Raw genomic sequence first — 14,779 nt, forward strand, 5'->3', positions numbered from 1 at the left:
ACTCTTGGCGCATCTCAACTTCGTTGCTATCGTAACAACAGATTGTTTCGAAGGTGATATGCGCCACACACTCCCGATAGCGCCCCAGTTTTATGTGACGGCTCCGCAACCCTGCCCCTACCTAGAAGGGCGGATGGAGCGAAAATTGTTCACGGCGCTGCAGGGTGAAAGCGCCCAAAAGCTGAATGATACACTTTCAAAACAAGGCTTTCGCCGCTCGCAAAATGTCCTTTACCGCCCATCCTGTGCCGATTGCGCAGCCTGCTTGTCGGCGCGAATTGATGTCGGAAAATTCGCAATCACACGCGGACAAAAGAAAACTCTCAACCGCAACAAACATCTCAAACGCAAAGCCACCTCTCCTTGGGCCACCGAAGATCAATACGACCTTTTTCGCAATTATTTGGAGGATCGCCACGCTGAAGGTGGCATGGCTGACATGGACGCCTTTGAATTTGCGGCCATGGTCGAAGAAACTCCCATTCGCACCCGTGTTGTCGAATACACAGACCGCGATACTGACGATTTGATCGCCGTTTGCCTGACTGATGTCATCGAAGACGGGGTCAGTATGGTTTATTCCTTCTACCAGCCTGACAAAACCCGCCAGTCACTGGGCACTTATGTGATCCTTGATCACATCGCCATCGCACAGGAGGCAGGCCTGCCTTACGTCTATCTGGGTTATTGGGTGCCCGGCAGCCCCAAAATGGGCTACAAGGCCAGTTTTTCAGGGCTTGAGGTTTTTGCAGACGGGGAATGGCAAGAAATGACAGATCCGGCCGAACACGATTCTCGCAGTCACCCAATCTCAAATGATTCCATCATAGAACAGGTTGCCAATATCTCCCTGCCCGATGGCACCCCTTTGCGTCCACAATCCAATACGGGGCCAAAAAGTTAATTCAGGCCCCTAGGTAGTCTTTAGGGTCAATTTCCGATCAGAGCAGGCACAATCGTGACGATCGATGGGAAAAACCACAAGATCCCCAGTCCAACCACCTGGATCAGGACAAATGGAAACACCCCACGATAGATATGGCCCGTTGTGACCTCTTTGGGCGCGACCCCCCGCAGATAGAACAACGCAAAACCAAACGGCGGCGTCAGAAACGAGGTCTGCAGGTTTACCGCGATCATGATCGTCACCCATTTGGGGTCAAACGTACCACCATAAATCACCGGACCGACGATGGGGATGACGATGTAGATAATTTCAAGAAAATCCAACACGAAGCCCAGAAAGAACAGCACCAGCATCACGATCAGGAAGACCTGCAATTCACTGTCAAAGCTTTTCAGGAACTGCTGGATATAATGTTCGCCACCAAAACTGATCACCACCAGATTGAGCAACTGCGACCCGATCAAGATGGTAAACACCATCGAGGTCACCTTGGCGGTTTCACGCACCACCGGGGTCATCACCCCGCCGGAATACAAAACCCAGCAAGAATACAGCAATCCAAAGGCAGCATAGAGATACGCACCATACGCCACAAAGAAGGCCATCCAGGTCTCAACACTGACGTTGGTGCCATTGATCCGTAGGTCAAAATTAACACCAATCAAAACCGACAAAATGATCGCAAACGTGGACCAGATGATCACCTTGCCCGAGCGCTCCTGATCTTGCAGTTTGCGATAGGCCGCTAGCATGATCGCCCCACCTGCCCCAAGCGCCGCTGCCGGCGTCGGATTGGTGATGCCACCAAGGATCGATCCTAGCACGGCAATGATCAAAATCAGCGGTGGAAACACCACGCGGATCAACTCATTCTGCGCCAAACGCCCTGCTGCATGGCTACAACCGTACAATGCCACGGCAAGCGGAATGGCCAAAATCACTACGGTCAATCCGGGGCTGGTCGACGGCGCAATCAACAAGATATCAACCATCAGGCCCAAAATGACCCCAATCCCGCCAATCAATAACGGTACAGGGCTGGCAGAAGGCTTCACTCCACGTGCCACGACTAAGATCAGTGACAGCAGCACAAACAGGATCGCGACGCCGGTTCCGATGGGGGCGGCAGCCGCCTCTTTCGCGGCTACGGCTGCAGTGACCTCTTCGTCGGACAAGGCCACGCTTTGCTGTACACCACCGGCAGCCGCAATCGCCTCTTTCTCAGCAATCGCCGCATCCCAGGACTCCTGTCCATGCAGCTCAATCATCGACGCCTGACATTGTTCACCGACATTAGTGCGCAGGCTGGCCGTCTGCCCTTGCGCAGAGTAGCTACCAACCGTCAGATCTTGCGAACCGATCACATTCATCTGCCCCAACACAACGGTCCCGATGATCAGTGCCAAAGGCAAGCCCAAGAACCATGTGAAGGATTCACCACGTGTGATCACCTCAGTACTTGTTGTTTCCATCTGCACCGCAGGGGCCTTGGATGGGTTCATCAACGCATAGCCAAAAGCGTACAATCCATAGAGCATCGCCAACATGATCCCTGGCAGCAAAGCCGCCTGGAAAAGTGCCCCCACAGACACTACTGCCGGTTCTCCCAAATAGGTCAGTGCGTCGGTACATCCCGCCTCAATGGCACGGTTTTCCTGCGCGACTGAATAGAGATCTCCGGCAAGTGTGCCCAACAGTACGATCACAATAGATGGTGGAATGATTTGCCCCAACGTGCCCGAAGCCGCGATCACACCAGTCGCGATCTCAGGACTATAGTTGTGCCGCAACATAGTTGGCAGGCTTAGTAAACCCATGGTCACGACCGTGGCACCAACGATGCCGGTTGAGGCCGCCAAAAACGCACCCACAACCACAACAGATACCGCCAGACCTCCGGGCAAAGGCCCAAAAACCCGCGCCATCGTGGTCAGCAGATCATTGGCAATTTTGGATCGCTCCAACGTAATGCCCATCAAAATGAACATCAAAACAGCCAGCAAGGTCTCAATCGACTGTCCCGCCAGCACCCGTTCGTTCACCCGGTTGACGATGAACGATACATTGCGGTTCATCGCCACTTCCCAGCCCTGTACAAACACAGGTTCTGCGATGCGAGCTAAATCCGGGTATCGAAACACTGATATGCTTTCTGCATTCACACCCGAGGCGATAAGCGCATTATACCCCTCGCTTGACGTGTCAATCGCTTGGTGGATCAGCAGACCAGCTGAATCCAGCGATGCGATGATCCCGAATGAGATGATCCCAGCCCCACCAATGGCAAAGGCCACCGGAAAGCCCGACAAAATGCCCCCAAACAGGCACAGGAATACAATGATCAGGCCGATTTCGACGCCATCAAGTCCAAATAGCATTACTCTTCCCCGTCCCCTTAGTGGGTGCCCTCATAGGCTTCTTCACCCGCGCCCAACGTGTCGCGGTCAAGATATTTTCCTTCGCTTTCCTGACCCTCTTTTCGTTCCAGATAAGAGCGGTAGAAAAACGCGATTGCTTGTAAAAAGACCATCCCGCAGAATGCCAGCAGCAAGATTTTGAACAGGAAATACCCGTTAAACCCATTTGGGCTAAAGCCGATGGTCTCAACATTCCAGCGCACGGCACGCGATTTAAGCAAAAGGCGCTCCAACGTGTCACTGGCCGATGGTTTTGGCGTGATCAGGTGACGCCACATAAAATACCAACCATACATCCACATGATCACCGCCATCGGCATCATGAACAGCAGGCTACCGATCATATCGATCAGTTTCTTAGTGCGGAATTTCACAGCGGCATAAAACAGATCCACCCGAACATGTCCGCCTTGAACAAACGTGTAAGTGCAACACAGCGCCACCACCATGGCGTTGTAGAACTTCAGCTCTTCAGCCCACCAACTGATGTCTTTTTGAAACGGCACACCAAAGCCGAATATGATGTCAGGTCGCGCAAAAATACGCTGCATGAAGACGATAATGATCTGCTGCAGAACCATCAACAGACCAGCCCAAGCAAAGAACCGGCCCACCGTGTTGGCAAAGCCTTCCAGCACCCGAACGCAGCCCCACATGAAGGCGTTTTTCCAAAACCCGATGGCCGTCACCACCAAAAAGGTTGTAAAAACAACAAAGAAAAACTCGACCGAACCGCCGTAGTAGACAAAGCGCATAATCGATTCTTTGTTGGACCAATCCAGCCAAGTCCCCGGATGCGAGACCGCATAGCCAAAGTTGTAAAAAGCCAGTCCTATATTCTGGAAAAACCAGACAAGTGCGTCCAGCATCATCTTCCCCGCGTATTATCTTTCAGATCTTTTTGATCTGTTGTTGGTCAGCAGGCCCCGGACATCGGGACCTGCCAAATTTAAAACCGATATGGATTAACCCAGAACCCGGTCACGCTGTGCGCGGTATGCACCAACAGAGTTGGTCAACCAGCCTGACGAAGCTTTCATCGAAGTGACATAGTCATCATAGATTTCCTTGAACAACTCGTCGCCCATGAATTCGTCATAGACTTTCTGTGACGCTGCACCCATCGCATCCCAAACGCTGTCAGGGAATTCCAGAACATTCACGCCACCAGCGCGCAGGCGCTCAAGAGCGGCACCGTTGTTCATCAGGAATTGGCTCAGGTTCCAGACATTGGCCTGACCTGCGGAAACCTCGATCGCCGATTGCTGTGCAGGTGTCAGGCTCTCAAAGACTTCCAGATTGGTCGCCAAAGACAGACCGGCTGCTGGCTCGTGGAAACCGGCAGTGTAGTAGAACTTGGTGATTTCCTGGAAGCCAGCCTTTTCATCCGCCCAAGGACCGATCCATTCGGTGCCCTGAATGGATCCGTTCGCCAGTGAGGTATACACTTCTGCGCCCGGAATGTTCTGAACAGATGCGCCCATGTGGCCAAGGGCCTTACCACCCAGACCCGGCATACGGAACGCCAGACCGTTGAAATCTTCTGGACCTTTGATTTCATTCAAGAACCAGCCACCGGCCTGTGTACCAGTGTTGCCACCAAGGAAGGATTTCAAACCAAAGATTTCACCCAGCTTGTCATGCATGGCCTGACCATTGCCGTGGTAATACCAGTTGTTCAGTTCGGTCGCGGTCATGCCAAATGGCACGCCAGTAAAGAAGGCAAAGCCCGGATGCTGGTTCACGAAATAATAGTCAGCTGCGTGATACATATCCGCCTGACCCGAGGTCACAGCGTCAAACACTTCAAACGCGCCAACCAACTCGCCTGCGGCTTTGATTTCAACGGTCAGCGAGCCATCGGTGATGGCGTTAATGTTGTCAGCACATTTTTGCGCCGCATCAAACACGCCAGCAAGGCCACGGCCCCAGCTGGTGACCATTGTCAACGTGCGCTTACCCTGCGCATAAGCCGGTGCGGCCAGTGTTGATGCAGCCGCTGCCGTGCCACCCAATGCTGTTTTTGTCAAAAAAGAACGACGATCCATTTAGGTCTCCTCCCAAGTCGTTATGTGCGTACAGGTTATAAATCCCGCACGCGGATCTTTTCGTGCCCAAACCGTAGCCCGCTCACAATCATTTGAAAATACCGACTACTGCGTAGAAAACCTCGGTTTGGTCATAAAATATCACCAGACCCTCGTATTTTTCTGGGAATTCCAGCCCATTGGCCTTATCGAATCCCCATGCGTTTGCTCTCCGATCGCCCTTGGCTGAACTACGGCCAAAAGCTGTTTCTAATCGCCACACTGCCGTTCTTGCTGGCGGCGGTGGTGATTTCTGTGCTGGTCACATTGCAATCGCGCCAATTGGCTGAGCGGGAGATCAGCGCACTCGAACAACAACTGATTGCCGCCAAACGGGCTGAACTTAAAAACTACCTCTCCATCGCCCGCACCTCTTTCATCAATATCTACGGTCGCGCCGCGCCGGATGATGATCAGGCCATGCTGGAGGTCAGTCAAATCCTGTCGGCCACGCTTTACGGCCAAGACGGCTACTTTTTTGTCTATGACTATGATGGCACCAACCTTGTCAGCCCACGCCAAACTGACCTGATTGGCAGCAACTGGATGGATCTGAAAGACGCCAATCATATCCCGATCACGCAAGAACTGATCCGCATTGCCCGTTCAGGCGGCGGATACCACAGCTATGAATGGACCAAGCCAAGCACTGGGAAAAATGCCCGCATGGTCAGCTATGTCATCGGCCTGCAGGATTGGCGCTGGGCCGTGGGCACTGGCGTATTCATCGATGATGTTGTGGCCACCGTGAACGCCGCCCGCGCCGGAGTTGAGGCCCGTGTGCGCCGTACCTTCCTCTATATAGGCGGCATCACCTTGGCCGCCTTGGCGCTGGTTTTCACTTCGGGGCTATTCATCAACATCCGCGAACGCCGCCTTGCTGATGCCAAGCTCAAAAAGCTGACTCAACGGGTTTTTGATGCGCAAGAGGAAGAACGCGGTCGCGTCGCCCGCGAACTGCACGATGGCATCAGTCAAATCCTTGTCGGCGTGCGTTACACGCTCGAGGCCGCCAAACGCCGCTTTGCCAACGAGGACCCCGCCGCTGGCGATATGCTGGATCGCGGCCTTGATCACCTTGGGGGTGCCATCCAAGAGGTCCGCCGCATCAGCCGCGACTTGCGCCCCGGCGTGCTTGATGATCTTGGTCTAGGCCCCGCCCTCAAGGCGCTAACGGATGATTTTGGCAAGCGCACCGGGATCGAGACTGAGTTCGAAACCGTTGTCTTTCGTAACCGTCTGGATGACGAGGCCAAGATAGCCCTCTACCGTGTTGCCCAAGAGGCGATGACCAATGTGGAACGCCATTCTGGTGCCACCTGCGTCTCCATCGATGTGCGCGGTCACAGCCATGGTGCCACGCTCAAAATCCACGATAATGGATGCGGCATTAATGATGATGCGCCCTCCACCCCCTCCAGCGGGCTTGGCCTGCGCAATATGCAGGAACGATTAGAGCAATTGAATGGAACGCTGATCATCCGCTCAGACCCCAATGGTACAAAGATTGAAGCCACTGTCCCCCTGAGCCATATGTTACCCCCAGAGAAAAGCAGCGCAGAGCAAAAGAGGACCGCCGCATGACATCCGCCGCCATCCGTGTTCTGATCGTCGATGACCACCCGATGGTGGCCGAAGGCATCCAGTTCATCCTCGAAAATGATCCGCAAATTAATGTGATTGGCACCCTGTCAAACGGGCAGGAAGTCATCGATCAGGTCGAGGTGCTGACCCCTGACGTTATCTTGATGGATCTCAACATGCCCGGCATCGGGGGGCTGTCAGCTACCGAAATCATTCTGGAACGCCGCCCCGAAACCCGCATTCTGATCCTCTCAATGCATGACAGCCCTGAATACATCTCGTCAGCCCTCAACCACGGTGCTGTGGGCTACGTGCTCAAGGATGTGCCGACAGAAAAGATCAAACAGGCCATTCAGGCGGTGATGGCCGGACAGCAATATCTATGCACCGGTGCACAAGGGTCTCTGAATCCCGCCAATCAACCCGACCGCGAGCAACTCACCAACCGCGAACAAACCATCTTGCTGCAACTGGCGCAGGGCAAATCCAACAAAGACGTGGCGCAGGACCTCGATATCTCGATCCGCACCGTTGAGACCCACCGCAAAAACATCAAACGCAAACTCGGCATCAGCTCCACCGCCGGTCTCACCCGCTACGCCATGGAACATGGCGTATTGCAGGGTACCGGGGCAAAGTTTTAGAGACAGGTCCTAAACTGACTATTTTTAACGGATGTCGGCAGTGAGCCCATTGCGCCGATTTTCTGCGATGCGGCCAATGTCTGCTATATAGGCAAAAAGAAAAGGAAAACTCGCCCGAAACTGGTTACTCAAGCCGGTATGATGCCAACCAAAATGGCTTCGGCGCAATCACTTTAGTCTGAATTGCAAGTGCTCAGAATATACTGCCTGACAGCGGCGACTGCTGGTGCAGAGAGGCGCGTCCGGTCATCTGGTCAGCGAGGCTACTTGTCACCTTTTCCACCGTTCTGCACCGTCCGGCGCCATTGACCCAATCATAGGGCAAAACTTCGGGGCATCCAGCATGGACCGGTTGCGCAAGAGCTACATTGACGGACTAAAGTTCCTGACCGCCTATGCCTGCCTTGCGACACTGCTGCTCTGTCTTCTGCGTGTGCCATTGGCGGATATGTTCTATGCATAGGGTGATGCGCGGGTGTTGCTGTTCTGGTTTTGCGGACCGCTGGCACTGGCCAATTTCTTTACGGCGCGATCTATGTCTCAAACGCGTCTTTCAACAACCTAGGCCATCCAACCTACTCAAGCTGGATCAATTGGGGCCGTCATACGCTTGGCACCTGGCCATTTGTGATTGTGATCACGGGGTGGATGGGTGCGCATGGCGTCTTAGTCGGCCAGACAGTTGGAGGCATCTTCTTTGCTGCAATCGCTGTGTGATTAAGTTTTCGGACGATCAAACATCCCGGCGAGAATCCGTTCATGCCGTTTTCCTGTCCGTTGCAGTATCGCCTGCATGTGGTGAGCGGTCGTTGTATTCGGTAAATTCAGTAGAGCTTTAGTGGAGCCGAAATCCGGCGCTCCGAATGTTCTTGGTTGCAAACTCAAAGAATGCGTGGACACGAGCACTTCGGCGAATATCGGGATGTGCGAGCATCCATAGATCTGAGTTAAACCGCTCATCAGGGTCATGCACACGCACCAGATCATGGCAAGTCTCGCCCAGATAGCACGGCAATGCCCCAAACCCGAGACCAAAGCGCACTAGATCAAAGACCCCCATCAATGAATCGCACAATGTCACACCTGCGCCGTCCGGCTTGTGTTCGAGCGTTATCTGGCTCATCGGGGATTGGTTGAGGTTGTCGTTCAGGCGAATCCACCGCTGCTCGGTTACGGGCTGATCCTGCAAAGCCTCCAGATAGGCTTTTTGTGCGTAAACCGCATAGGCGAGCGGTGACAGGTTCCGTCCAATCCAGTGTTCCGGCGGTTTGTTCGTGGGGCGTAGGGCTATATCCGCGTCCCGCTGCATCAAATCAAGCAGACGTGTACCCGACAGAAGCCGCAACTCAATGTCAGGATATTCATTTTGGAATGCCGAAAACACTGGCGCCAGACAGTGGAGCAGTGAATCTGTTGTCGTCACTGTCAACGCACCGGCCAATCGCAGGTCCTGGCCACCCAGTTCCCGTTGGATGATATTCATGCCGTCGCGCAATTGAAGCGCATTTCGAAAGAAGTGCTCGCCCGCGGCGGTCATGATGTAGCCGTGGCTTAACCGTTCGAACAGGGTAACGCCTAACCGAGTTTCCACCCCTTCGATCCTGCGAAACACCGTCGAATGGTTGACCCCCAATTGACGTGCAGCACCGGACAGGCTGCCGGCTTCGCAGACGGCAAGCACATAGGGGATATCACTCCAATCCAGTGTCTGTGCATTCATGCAAGCTCTCCTTGCTGACACTGTGAATTACTTTGCGCTAAACTTCAATCTATCTCTGACAAACACCAAGTTGGAGAAATGTCATGAGCAATATTCTGAACCTTCCCAAACGGGTGGGGGCCAAACCGGACACCTCGCACGGTATTCCACATTCACAGCTGAATCAGCATGGTCCTGATGAGACCATCGACCAATTGCGTGATTGGGCCTTTGGCTTGCCCGATATAGAAAATCATCACAGCCAAATCTCTGTGCCCGGCGCGCGCGCCATGGTGCTGTGTGACGGCACATCGTGCAACGCCGAAGCTTTTATGATTGGCCGGGAATTTGCACATATTCACCCGTATCCCGACAACGGAAGTATGCACCTGAAACTGGAGCATGATGATGCGCTTGCCGTTATTGAAAGCGGATTTGGCGAACATCACACGCTGGTTCTGAGCGGTCATCGGCCTGTCGGGCTGGTGATGGTGTTCTCACCTCGTGACGCGCAAGAGCAGGAGATCGTCAAAACCATCATTACCCGATCTTACGACTATGCCACCGGCAAAGACATTGCGGCGCATTCGCCGAACTAACGGAAAGGAAAAGACAATGAAACATACAATATTTAGTATCGTGGCAAGCGCACTTTTTGCGACCTCAGCGCTTGCAACAGAAGTTGCAACCAAGTCAATCGAGCAGCTTTACGCAGAGGCGGTTGCCGAAGGTGGAGAGCTGGTTATTCGAGCCGGGGGCGATAAGGACGATCAGGCTGATTATTACCTGAATATGTTCAAAGAGCGCTTTCCGGAAATCAAACTGACCCACAGTGTTGACCTGAGTTTCTATCATGCCTCACGCTATGACAATGCGCGCAAAGACGTTGATAACGAGAACGTGCCGGACATCATTCAGCTGCAAACGCTGCACGACTTTGATTACTACGCCGAGCGCGGACTGCTGGAACGTTACAAGCCAAAGAACTGGGAAAAGGTCATCCGGATTACAAAGACCCGCATGGCAACTGGACAGGCCTGTTCGGCGTGGCCTTCACCAATGTCTACAACAACAGCGTCATTGCAGATGCGGACGCCCCGCGCGATGCGATGGATTATCTTGACCCGGCACTAAAGGGCAAACTGATCCTAGTTTACCCACACACGGATGATGCCGTACTGTACCAGTTCTGGAACCTGAAGGAAAAATACGGTTGGGAGTATCTTGAGAAACTCGTCGCAATGGAACCGACCTGGGTCCGCGGCACATCTATGCCTTACGTCGCCATCGACAATGGATGGTATGGCGCAAGCTTTACAACATCCTGGGCGTTTGTTCCGTGGGAAGGCAGTGATACGCGTCTTGTATTGCCCGAAGAAGACTTCTTTCTGACCTGGTTCCAGGCCGCAGCTATTCCAACCGATGCAAAAAACAAAGCAGCGGCTAAACTCTATCTGAACTGGATGCTGTCTGAAAACTTCCAAGGGAAATGGCTGCAATTCCCGGCACGCATGGATATTGAAGCACCCGGTGGATACAAGTCCCATCTGCACTACAACACCTCTCCTGCTGACTTCCATCGCTTTATGCTGAAACGTGATCTGGTCGAACGCTTCCGCCTGCAAATCGAGCAATTGGTTGGCCCTGCGACTGGTCCTGCACCTCTCGAAATGGATTACAGCGTTAAACCATAACATCACCCATCCTGCCGCGCTGCATAAGAACAACTGTGGCGGCGCGGCACTCTCAATTCAAATCGGAGAATACTCATGAAAATCCTTATCGTAGGGGCCACTGGCTTGATCGGAGGCAAAGTTGCAGACAGCCTTTCAGAAAATCACGACGTGATCAGGGCCGGATACAGCGATGGCGGTGTCAAAGTTGACCTTGGTTCCAAAGCCTCCATCGAGGCGATGTTCAAAACGGTCGGCAAGGTTGACGCCGTCATAAGCACTGCTGGACTGGCTGGGTTCGCCCCCTTCAATGACCTGGACGATGCGGCATATGAGCTGGCTCTGGGCAATAAGTTGATGGGGCAAGTCAATCTGGTTCGCGTCGGTCAGAGCTATGTCAACGATGGTGGTTCATTTGCACTGACAGCGGGCATCCTATCTCGTGAACCTATGCCTGGCTCGGTTGTGATCAGCCTGGCAAACGGGGCGCTTGAAAGCTTTGCGAAGGCAACCGCACTTGAGCTTGACCGCGGTTTGCGGGTGAATACGATCAGCCCTGTCTTCGTCAAAGAAACAATGGAAAAGATGAGCATGGATCCAAGTTCCGGCCTGTCCGCCGCCGATACCGCCAAAGCTTATGTCGCAGCAGTGGAAGGTAACATGAATGGCGAAACTCTGGATGCGCCGGACTACGTGTAGTCTGCCAAGGCTTGCGTGATCGACTTTGATGGATAACCTATATCACAAACACATGTACTAGATGTGAAGCCCCGGCGGCGCCCCCAGTGAAGTCGGTTTCTGTTCAAACCTGTCGTTCAGATCATAGGACCGAATGGCAGGTTTGTCCGCATAACTGCCATTGCAGCCCCTACCCGTCCATCTTCTCCAGCTCTTCATTCAAAATCGGCATTCCCAGCGCTATCGAATGGATCCCCATGATTGATGTCAGCTGCAGCACCTCCATGATTTCTTCCTGCGTGGCTCCTTCGCGCAGGGCGTTTTGCATATGGCGGCGCACGCCGGGGGCCCACAGATGCGTGGTGGCGGCATTGATGGCGATAAAGATCAGTTCTTTGGTTTTTTGCGGCAGAGGCCCTTGCTTTTGTGGCACGGCACGAAAGGCCAAAAACGCCTCCAGATACTCCGGGTCCATCTCGGCCAGCTTGTCCCACATCGGGTTCCAGTCCTCAGTCTGGCGTTGCGCCTCGGTCGCGGGATAGCTGTTTTCAGTCATGATACCTCTTTCATCTGGGTGCCTTCGCGGCGGTCTTTGACCACGGTGATCCGGTTCATGCAGCGGTACGCCGGCAGGTAATCCGCCACCGCATAATGCATGGTGCAACGGTTGTCCCACATCGCCAGATCGCCGGCCTGCCAACGCCAGCGAATTTGGTCCTCAGGCTTGTTCATGTGATTGGCCAGCCACACGCGCAAGCCATTGCTTTCATTAGTGGTCATCCCAATGATATGGGTGACAAACGCCTCGTTGTAATTGAGAAACTTGCGACCCGTGACCGGATGCACTCCAATCAAAGGCCGGATATTGTGCCCAAACCGTGCCATTCCATCATTCAGCGTCTGCGGGCTGGTACCAAAGGAATTGCGGAAATCCCCCATGTCATGCACAGCCTCTAACCCCTCCAGATCGGCCTTCATCCCGTCAGACAAGCGGTCATAGGCCGCATAGCAGCTGGACCACATGGTATCGCCCCCCACCTCGGGCACCACCCGCGCCACAAGAATCGAGGCAAAGGGCTGCTGCGCCTTGAACGTCAGATCGGTGTGCCAGCTGTTTGTGTCGGGCGGTGCGCCGCTGTCGTTTTCCAACTTCACAATACGCTCAAACCCCTCAACATGCGGATAGAGCGGATGCGGCTCATCAATCTCACCAAAGCTGGCGGCAAGCTCCATATGTGCGGTGGGGGTGATCTCGGTCTTGCGAAGAAAGATCACCTGATGCTCCAACAGCGCGTGATACAGGCCCTCTGTGACCTCAGCAGTCAGAGGTACGGTCAAATCCACCCCGTCAATTTCCGCTCCGATGGCCGGTGTGATCTTCTGCACAAGCATGGCTTAGCCCCCTCTGTGTTTGAAACTGTCCCTTCGGAAAGAATAGAGTGCAGCTGGATCAACCATGGTGTCAATCACCGCAGGTTTGCCACAGGTCAGCGCGTCTTCAATCGCCTGTGCCATCTCATCCAGCGTTTCAGCGTGATAGCCTTTGGCACCGTACAGTTCGGCCAACTTGTCAAACGGTGGGCTAGAGATATCCGCACCAATGTAGCGTTCGCCAAAGAAGTCACGTTGATAGGCTTTTTCAGCCCCCCAGCAACGGTTGTTCATCACAATGGTTACTGTGTTAATGCCATGATCCACAGCTGTCGACAGCTCTGATACTGTCATGCCAAACCCACCATCCCCCATCAATGAAATCACCGGCCGTTCCGGTGCCGCCAGCTTAATTCCCAACCCACAAGCGAATGAGAAGCCGACCAATCCAAAATCAAGCGGTGTGAATAGACTGCGCGGCTGCCAGTAATTCAACGCATCGGTGGCTTGCAAACACAACGTGCCCGCATCCATCGTCACCGCCGCATCTTGCGGCATGACATCGCGCAGCGTTTTGAACAGGCCCGAGGGGTGAATCGGCATCGCGTCCACCTGCGCATCTGCGTCGCGTTTGGCCAAATATGCTGCGCGTTCCGCCTTGAACGTCTCAGTCCAGGCGTTTGCTTTCGCACGGTTTTCACCCTTTTCAACTTCATAACGCAACTGATCCGCCACTGTTGGCGCATCGCCCATGATCCCTATTTCCGCCGGGAAGTAACGTCCAATTGCCGTTGGTTCCATCTCGACATGGATGATCTTGGCGTCTCGATTGATATTGTCATAGGTATAGAAGGTCGCGTTGAACCCTACACGCGTGCCCAGCGCCAGAATAACATCCGCCTCTTTCACCAACCGCGAGGCGACCACGTTACCACGTGGCCCCATCTGCCCCGCATTAAGCGGATGACCAAACGATACAGCATCGCCATGCCCCGGAGAGGTCACAACCGGGCAATTGAGCGCCTCGGCCAGCATCATGCACTGATCCGCGCCACCCGTGTTTTTGATCCCGCCCCCGGCAATAATCACCGGGCGCTCTGCTGCACTCAGCAAAGCCGCTGCACGGGCGATAGCTTCGGGCGCGCCCGCCGGGGCCATGAAGGGCCGGTACTGATCGCGCGTTTGCAGCGGCTCGTACTCGGCCTCTGCTGCCAGAACATCACGTGGCAGGTTCAATTGCACCGGACCACGCCGCGGCGCCATAGACTCGCGGAACGCTTCGCGAAACATCTCAGGCACGCGGTCTGCTGCTGTTGCTGTCCATGTTTTCTTGGTAACAGGCTTGAACAGTGCGTCCTGATCCACCTCTTGAAAGGCATCACGATACCGATGCCCTGAGGCCAGCGCGCCACCAATACTGACCACTGGTGAATAGGCCGCCTTGGCCTGCGCCAGACCGGTCACAAGATTGGTCACACCGGGGCCATTTTGCCCCGCCAGAATGACGCCAGCCTCGCCGCTCATCCGGGCAAAACCATCCGCCATATGCGTACCCGTACGTTCATCATGCACGCCGATGAATTTGATCTCTTCCGCGTCATAAAGCGCGTCGAACATTTCCATTGTGGCTGACCCGATCAACCCGAACACATGAGATGTTCCTTCGGCCTTCAGCGCCTCAACTGCGGCCTGCCCGCCTGTCATCTTTTTCATCTCGCG

Annotated in this window: 15 protein-coding genes; 8 read left to right on the forward strand and 7 right to left on the reverse strand. The window is 54.1% G+C overall.

Annotation, left to right across the window (positions count from 1 at the left end; translation table 11 throughout):
• Positions 1-58: 58 nt before the first annotated feature.
• Entirely contained in the window at positions 59-904 is an 846-nt protein-coding gene (locus tag D9A02_RS14220; RefSeq protein WP_120501577.1) for an arginyltransferase, read from the forward strand.
• Positions 905-930: 26 nt separating this feature from the next.
• On the opposite strand, the gene D9A02_RS14225 is transcribed toward D9A02_RS14220, so the two are convergent.
• The 3 genes from D9A02_RS14225 to D9A02_RS14235 all read right to left on the reverse strand — a co-directional run bounded on the left by D9A02_RS14225 (position 931) and on the right by D9A02_RS14235 (position 5,372).
• The gene (locus D9A02_RS14225; protein ID WP_120501578.1) at positions 931-3,285 is read right to left on the reverse strand and encodes a TRAP transporter large permease subunit; all 2,355 of its coding nucleotides are present in this window, start codon (positions 3,283-3,285) and stop codon (positions 931-933) included.
• A 17-nt stretch (positions 3,286-3,302) separates the two neighbouring features.
• Positions 3,303-4,193 (reverse strand): TRAP transporter small permease subunit, encoded by an 891-nt coding sequence (locus D9A02_RS14230; protein WP_120502547.1) that lies wholly within the window; start codon positions 4,191-4,193, stop codon positions 3,303-3,305.
• Positions 4,194-4,289: 96 nt separating this feature from the next.
• Complete coding sequence (locus D9A02_RS14235; RefSeq protein ID WP_120501579.1) at positions 4,290-5,372, reverse strand: TRAP transporter substrate-binding protein; 1,083 nt, start codon at positions 5,370-5,372, stop codon at positions 4,290-4,292.
• 198 nt (positions 5,373-5,570) lie between these two features.
• Between D9A02_RS14235 and D9A02_RS14240 the strand changes: the two genes are divergently transcribed.
• The 3 genes from D9A02_RS14240 to D9A02_RS19260 all read left to right on the forward strand — a co-directional run bounded on the left by D9A02_RS14240 (position 5,571) and on the right by D9A02_RS19260 (position 8,102).
• Entirely contained in the window at positions 5,571-6,995 is a 1,425-nt protein-coding gene (locus D9A02_RS14240) for a cache domain-containing protein (RefSeq protein WP_120501580.1), read from the forward strand.
• Positions 6,992-7,639: a response regulator transcription factor gene (locus D9A02_RS14245; protein WP_120501581.1), complete on the forward strand. Its 648-nt coding sequence runs from the start codon at positions 6,992-6,994 to the stop codon at positions 7,637-7,639. The genes D9A02_RS14240 and D9A02_RS14245 overlap by 4 nt, the downstream gene beginning before the upstream one ends.
• A gap of 226 nt (positions 7,640-7,865) precedes the next feature.
• Positions 7,866-8,102 carry an MATE family efflux transporter gene (locus D9A02_RS19260; RefSeq protein ID WP_162933079.1) on the forward strand — a complete coding sequence of 79 codons (237 nt, stop codon included), beginning with the start codon at positions 7,866-7,868 and terminating at the stop codon, positions 8,100-8,102.
• Between the two features lie 372 nt (positions 8,103-8,474).
• Here D9A02_RS19260 and D9A02_RS14260 read toward each other — a convergent pair whose 3' ends face one another.
• Positions 8,475-9,359: a LysR family transcriptional regulator gene (locus D9A02_RS14260; RefSeq protein WP_120501584.1), complete on the reverse strand. Its 885-nt coding sequence runs from the start codon at positions 9,357-9,359 to the stop codon at positions 8,475-8,477.
• An 83-nt stretch (positions 9,360-9,442) separates the two neighbouring features.
• On the opposite strand from D9A02_RS14260, the gene D9A02_RS14265 reads away from it, so the two are divergent.
• From D9A02_RS14265 to D9A02_RS14275, 4 genes are all read left to right on the forward strand, one after another.
• Entirely contained in the window at positions 9,443-9,937 is a 495-nt protein-coding gene (locus D9A02_RS14265) for a luciferase family protein (RefSeq protein ID WP_120501585.1), read from the forward strand.
• Between the two features lie 16 nt (positions 9,938-9,953).
• On the forward strand, positions 9,954-10,472 hold the full coding sequence (locus tag D9A02_RS19455) for a hypothetical protein (RefSeq protein WP_254054639.1): 519 nt from the start codon (positions 9,954-9,956) through the stop codon (positions 10,470-10,472).
• Positions 10,385-11,032, forward strand: coding sequence for an ABC transporter substrate-binding protein (locus D9A02_RS14270; RefSeq protein ID WP_254054640.1), 648 nt, complete (start codon positions 10,385-10,387; stop codon positions 11,030-11,032). The genes D9A02_RS19455 and D9A02_RS14270 overlap by 88 nt, the downstream gene beginning before the upstream one ends.
• A 75-nt stretch (positions 11,033-11,107) precedes the next feature.
• Positions 11,108-11,710 carry a short chain dehydrogenase gene (locus D9A02_RS14275; protein ID WP_120501586.1) on the forward strand — a complete coding sequence of 201 codons (603 nt, stop codon included), beginning with the start codon at positions 11,108-11,110 and terminating at the stop codon, positions 11,708-11,710.
• Positions 11,711-11,879: 169 nt separating this feature from the next.
• On the opposite strand, the gene D9A02_RS14280 is transcribed toward D9A02_RS14275, so the two are convergent.
• Genes D9A02_RS14280 through D9A02_RS14290 form a run of 3 tightly spaced genes read right to left on the reverse strand, consistent with a single transcriptional unit; the run spans position 11,880 to position 14,773 of the window.
• Complete coding sequence (locus tag D9A02_RS14280) at positions 11,880-12,245, reverse strand: carboxymuconolactone decarboxylase family protein (protein WP_120501587.1); 366 nt, start codon at positions 12,243-12,245, stop codon at positions 11,880-11,882.
• On the reverse strand, positions 12,242-13,081 hold the full coding sequence (locus D9A02_RS14285) for a TauD/TfdA family dioxygenase (protein ID WP_120501588.1): 840 nt from the start codon (positions 13,079-13,081) through the stop codon (positions 12,242-12,244). The genes D9A02_RS14280 and D9A02_RS14285 overlap by 4 nt, the downstream gene beginning before the upstream one ends.
• A gap of 3 nt (positions 13,082-13,084) precedes the next feature.
• Complete coding sequence (locus tag D9A02_RS14290) at positions 13,085-14,773, reverse strand: thiamine pyrophosphate-binding protein (RefSeq protein ID WP_120501589.1); 1,689 nt, start codon at positions 14,771-14,773, stop codon at positions 13,085-13,087.
• Between the last annotated feature and the right edge of the window lie 6 nt (positions 14,774-14,779).

Source organism: Roseovarius sp. EL26 (assembly GCF_900327775.1).
Lineage (GTDB): Bacteria > Pseudomonadota > Alphaproteobacteria > Rhodobacterales > Rhodobacteraceae > Roseovarius.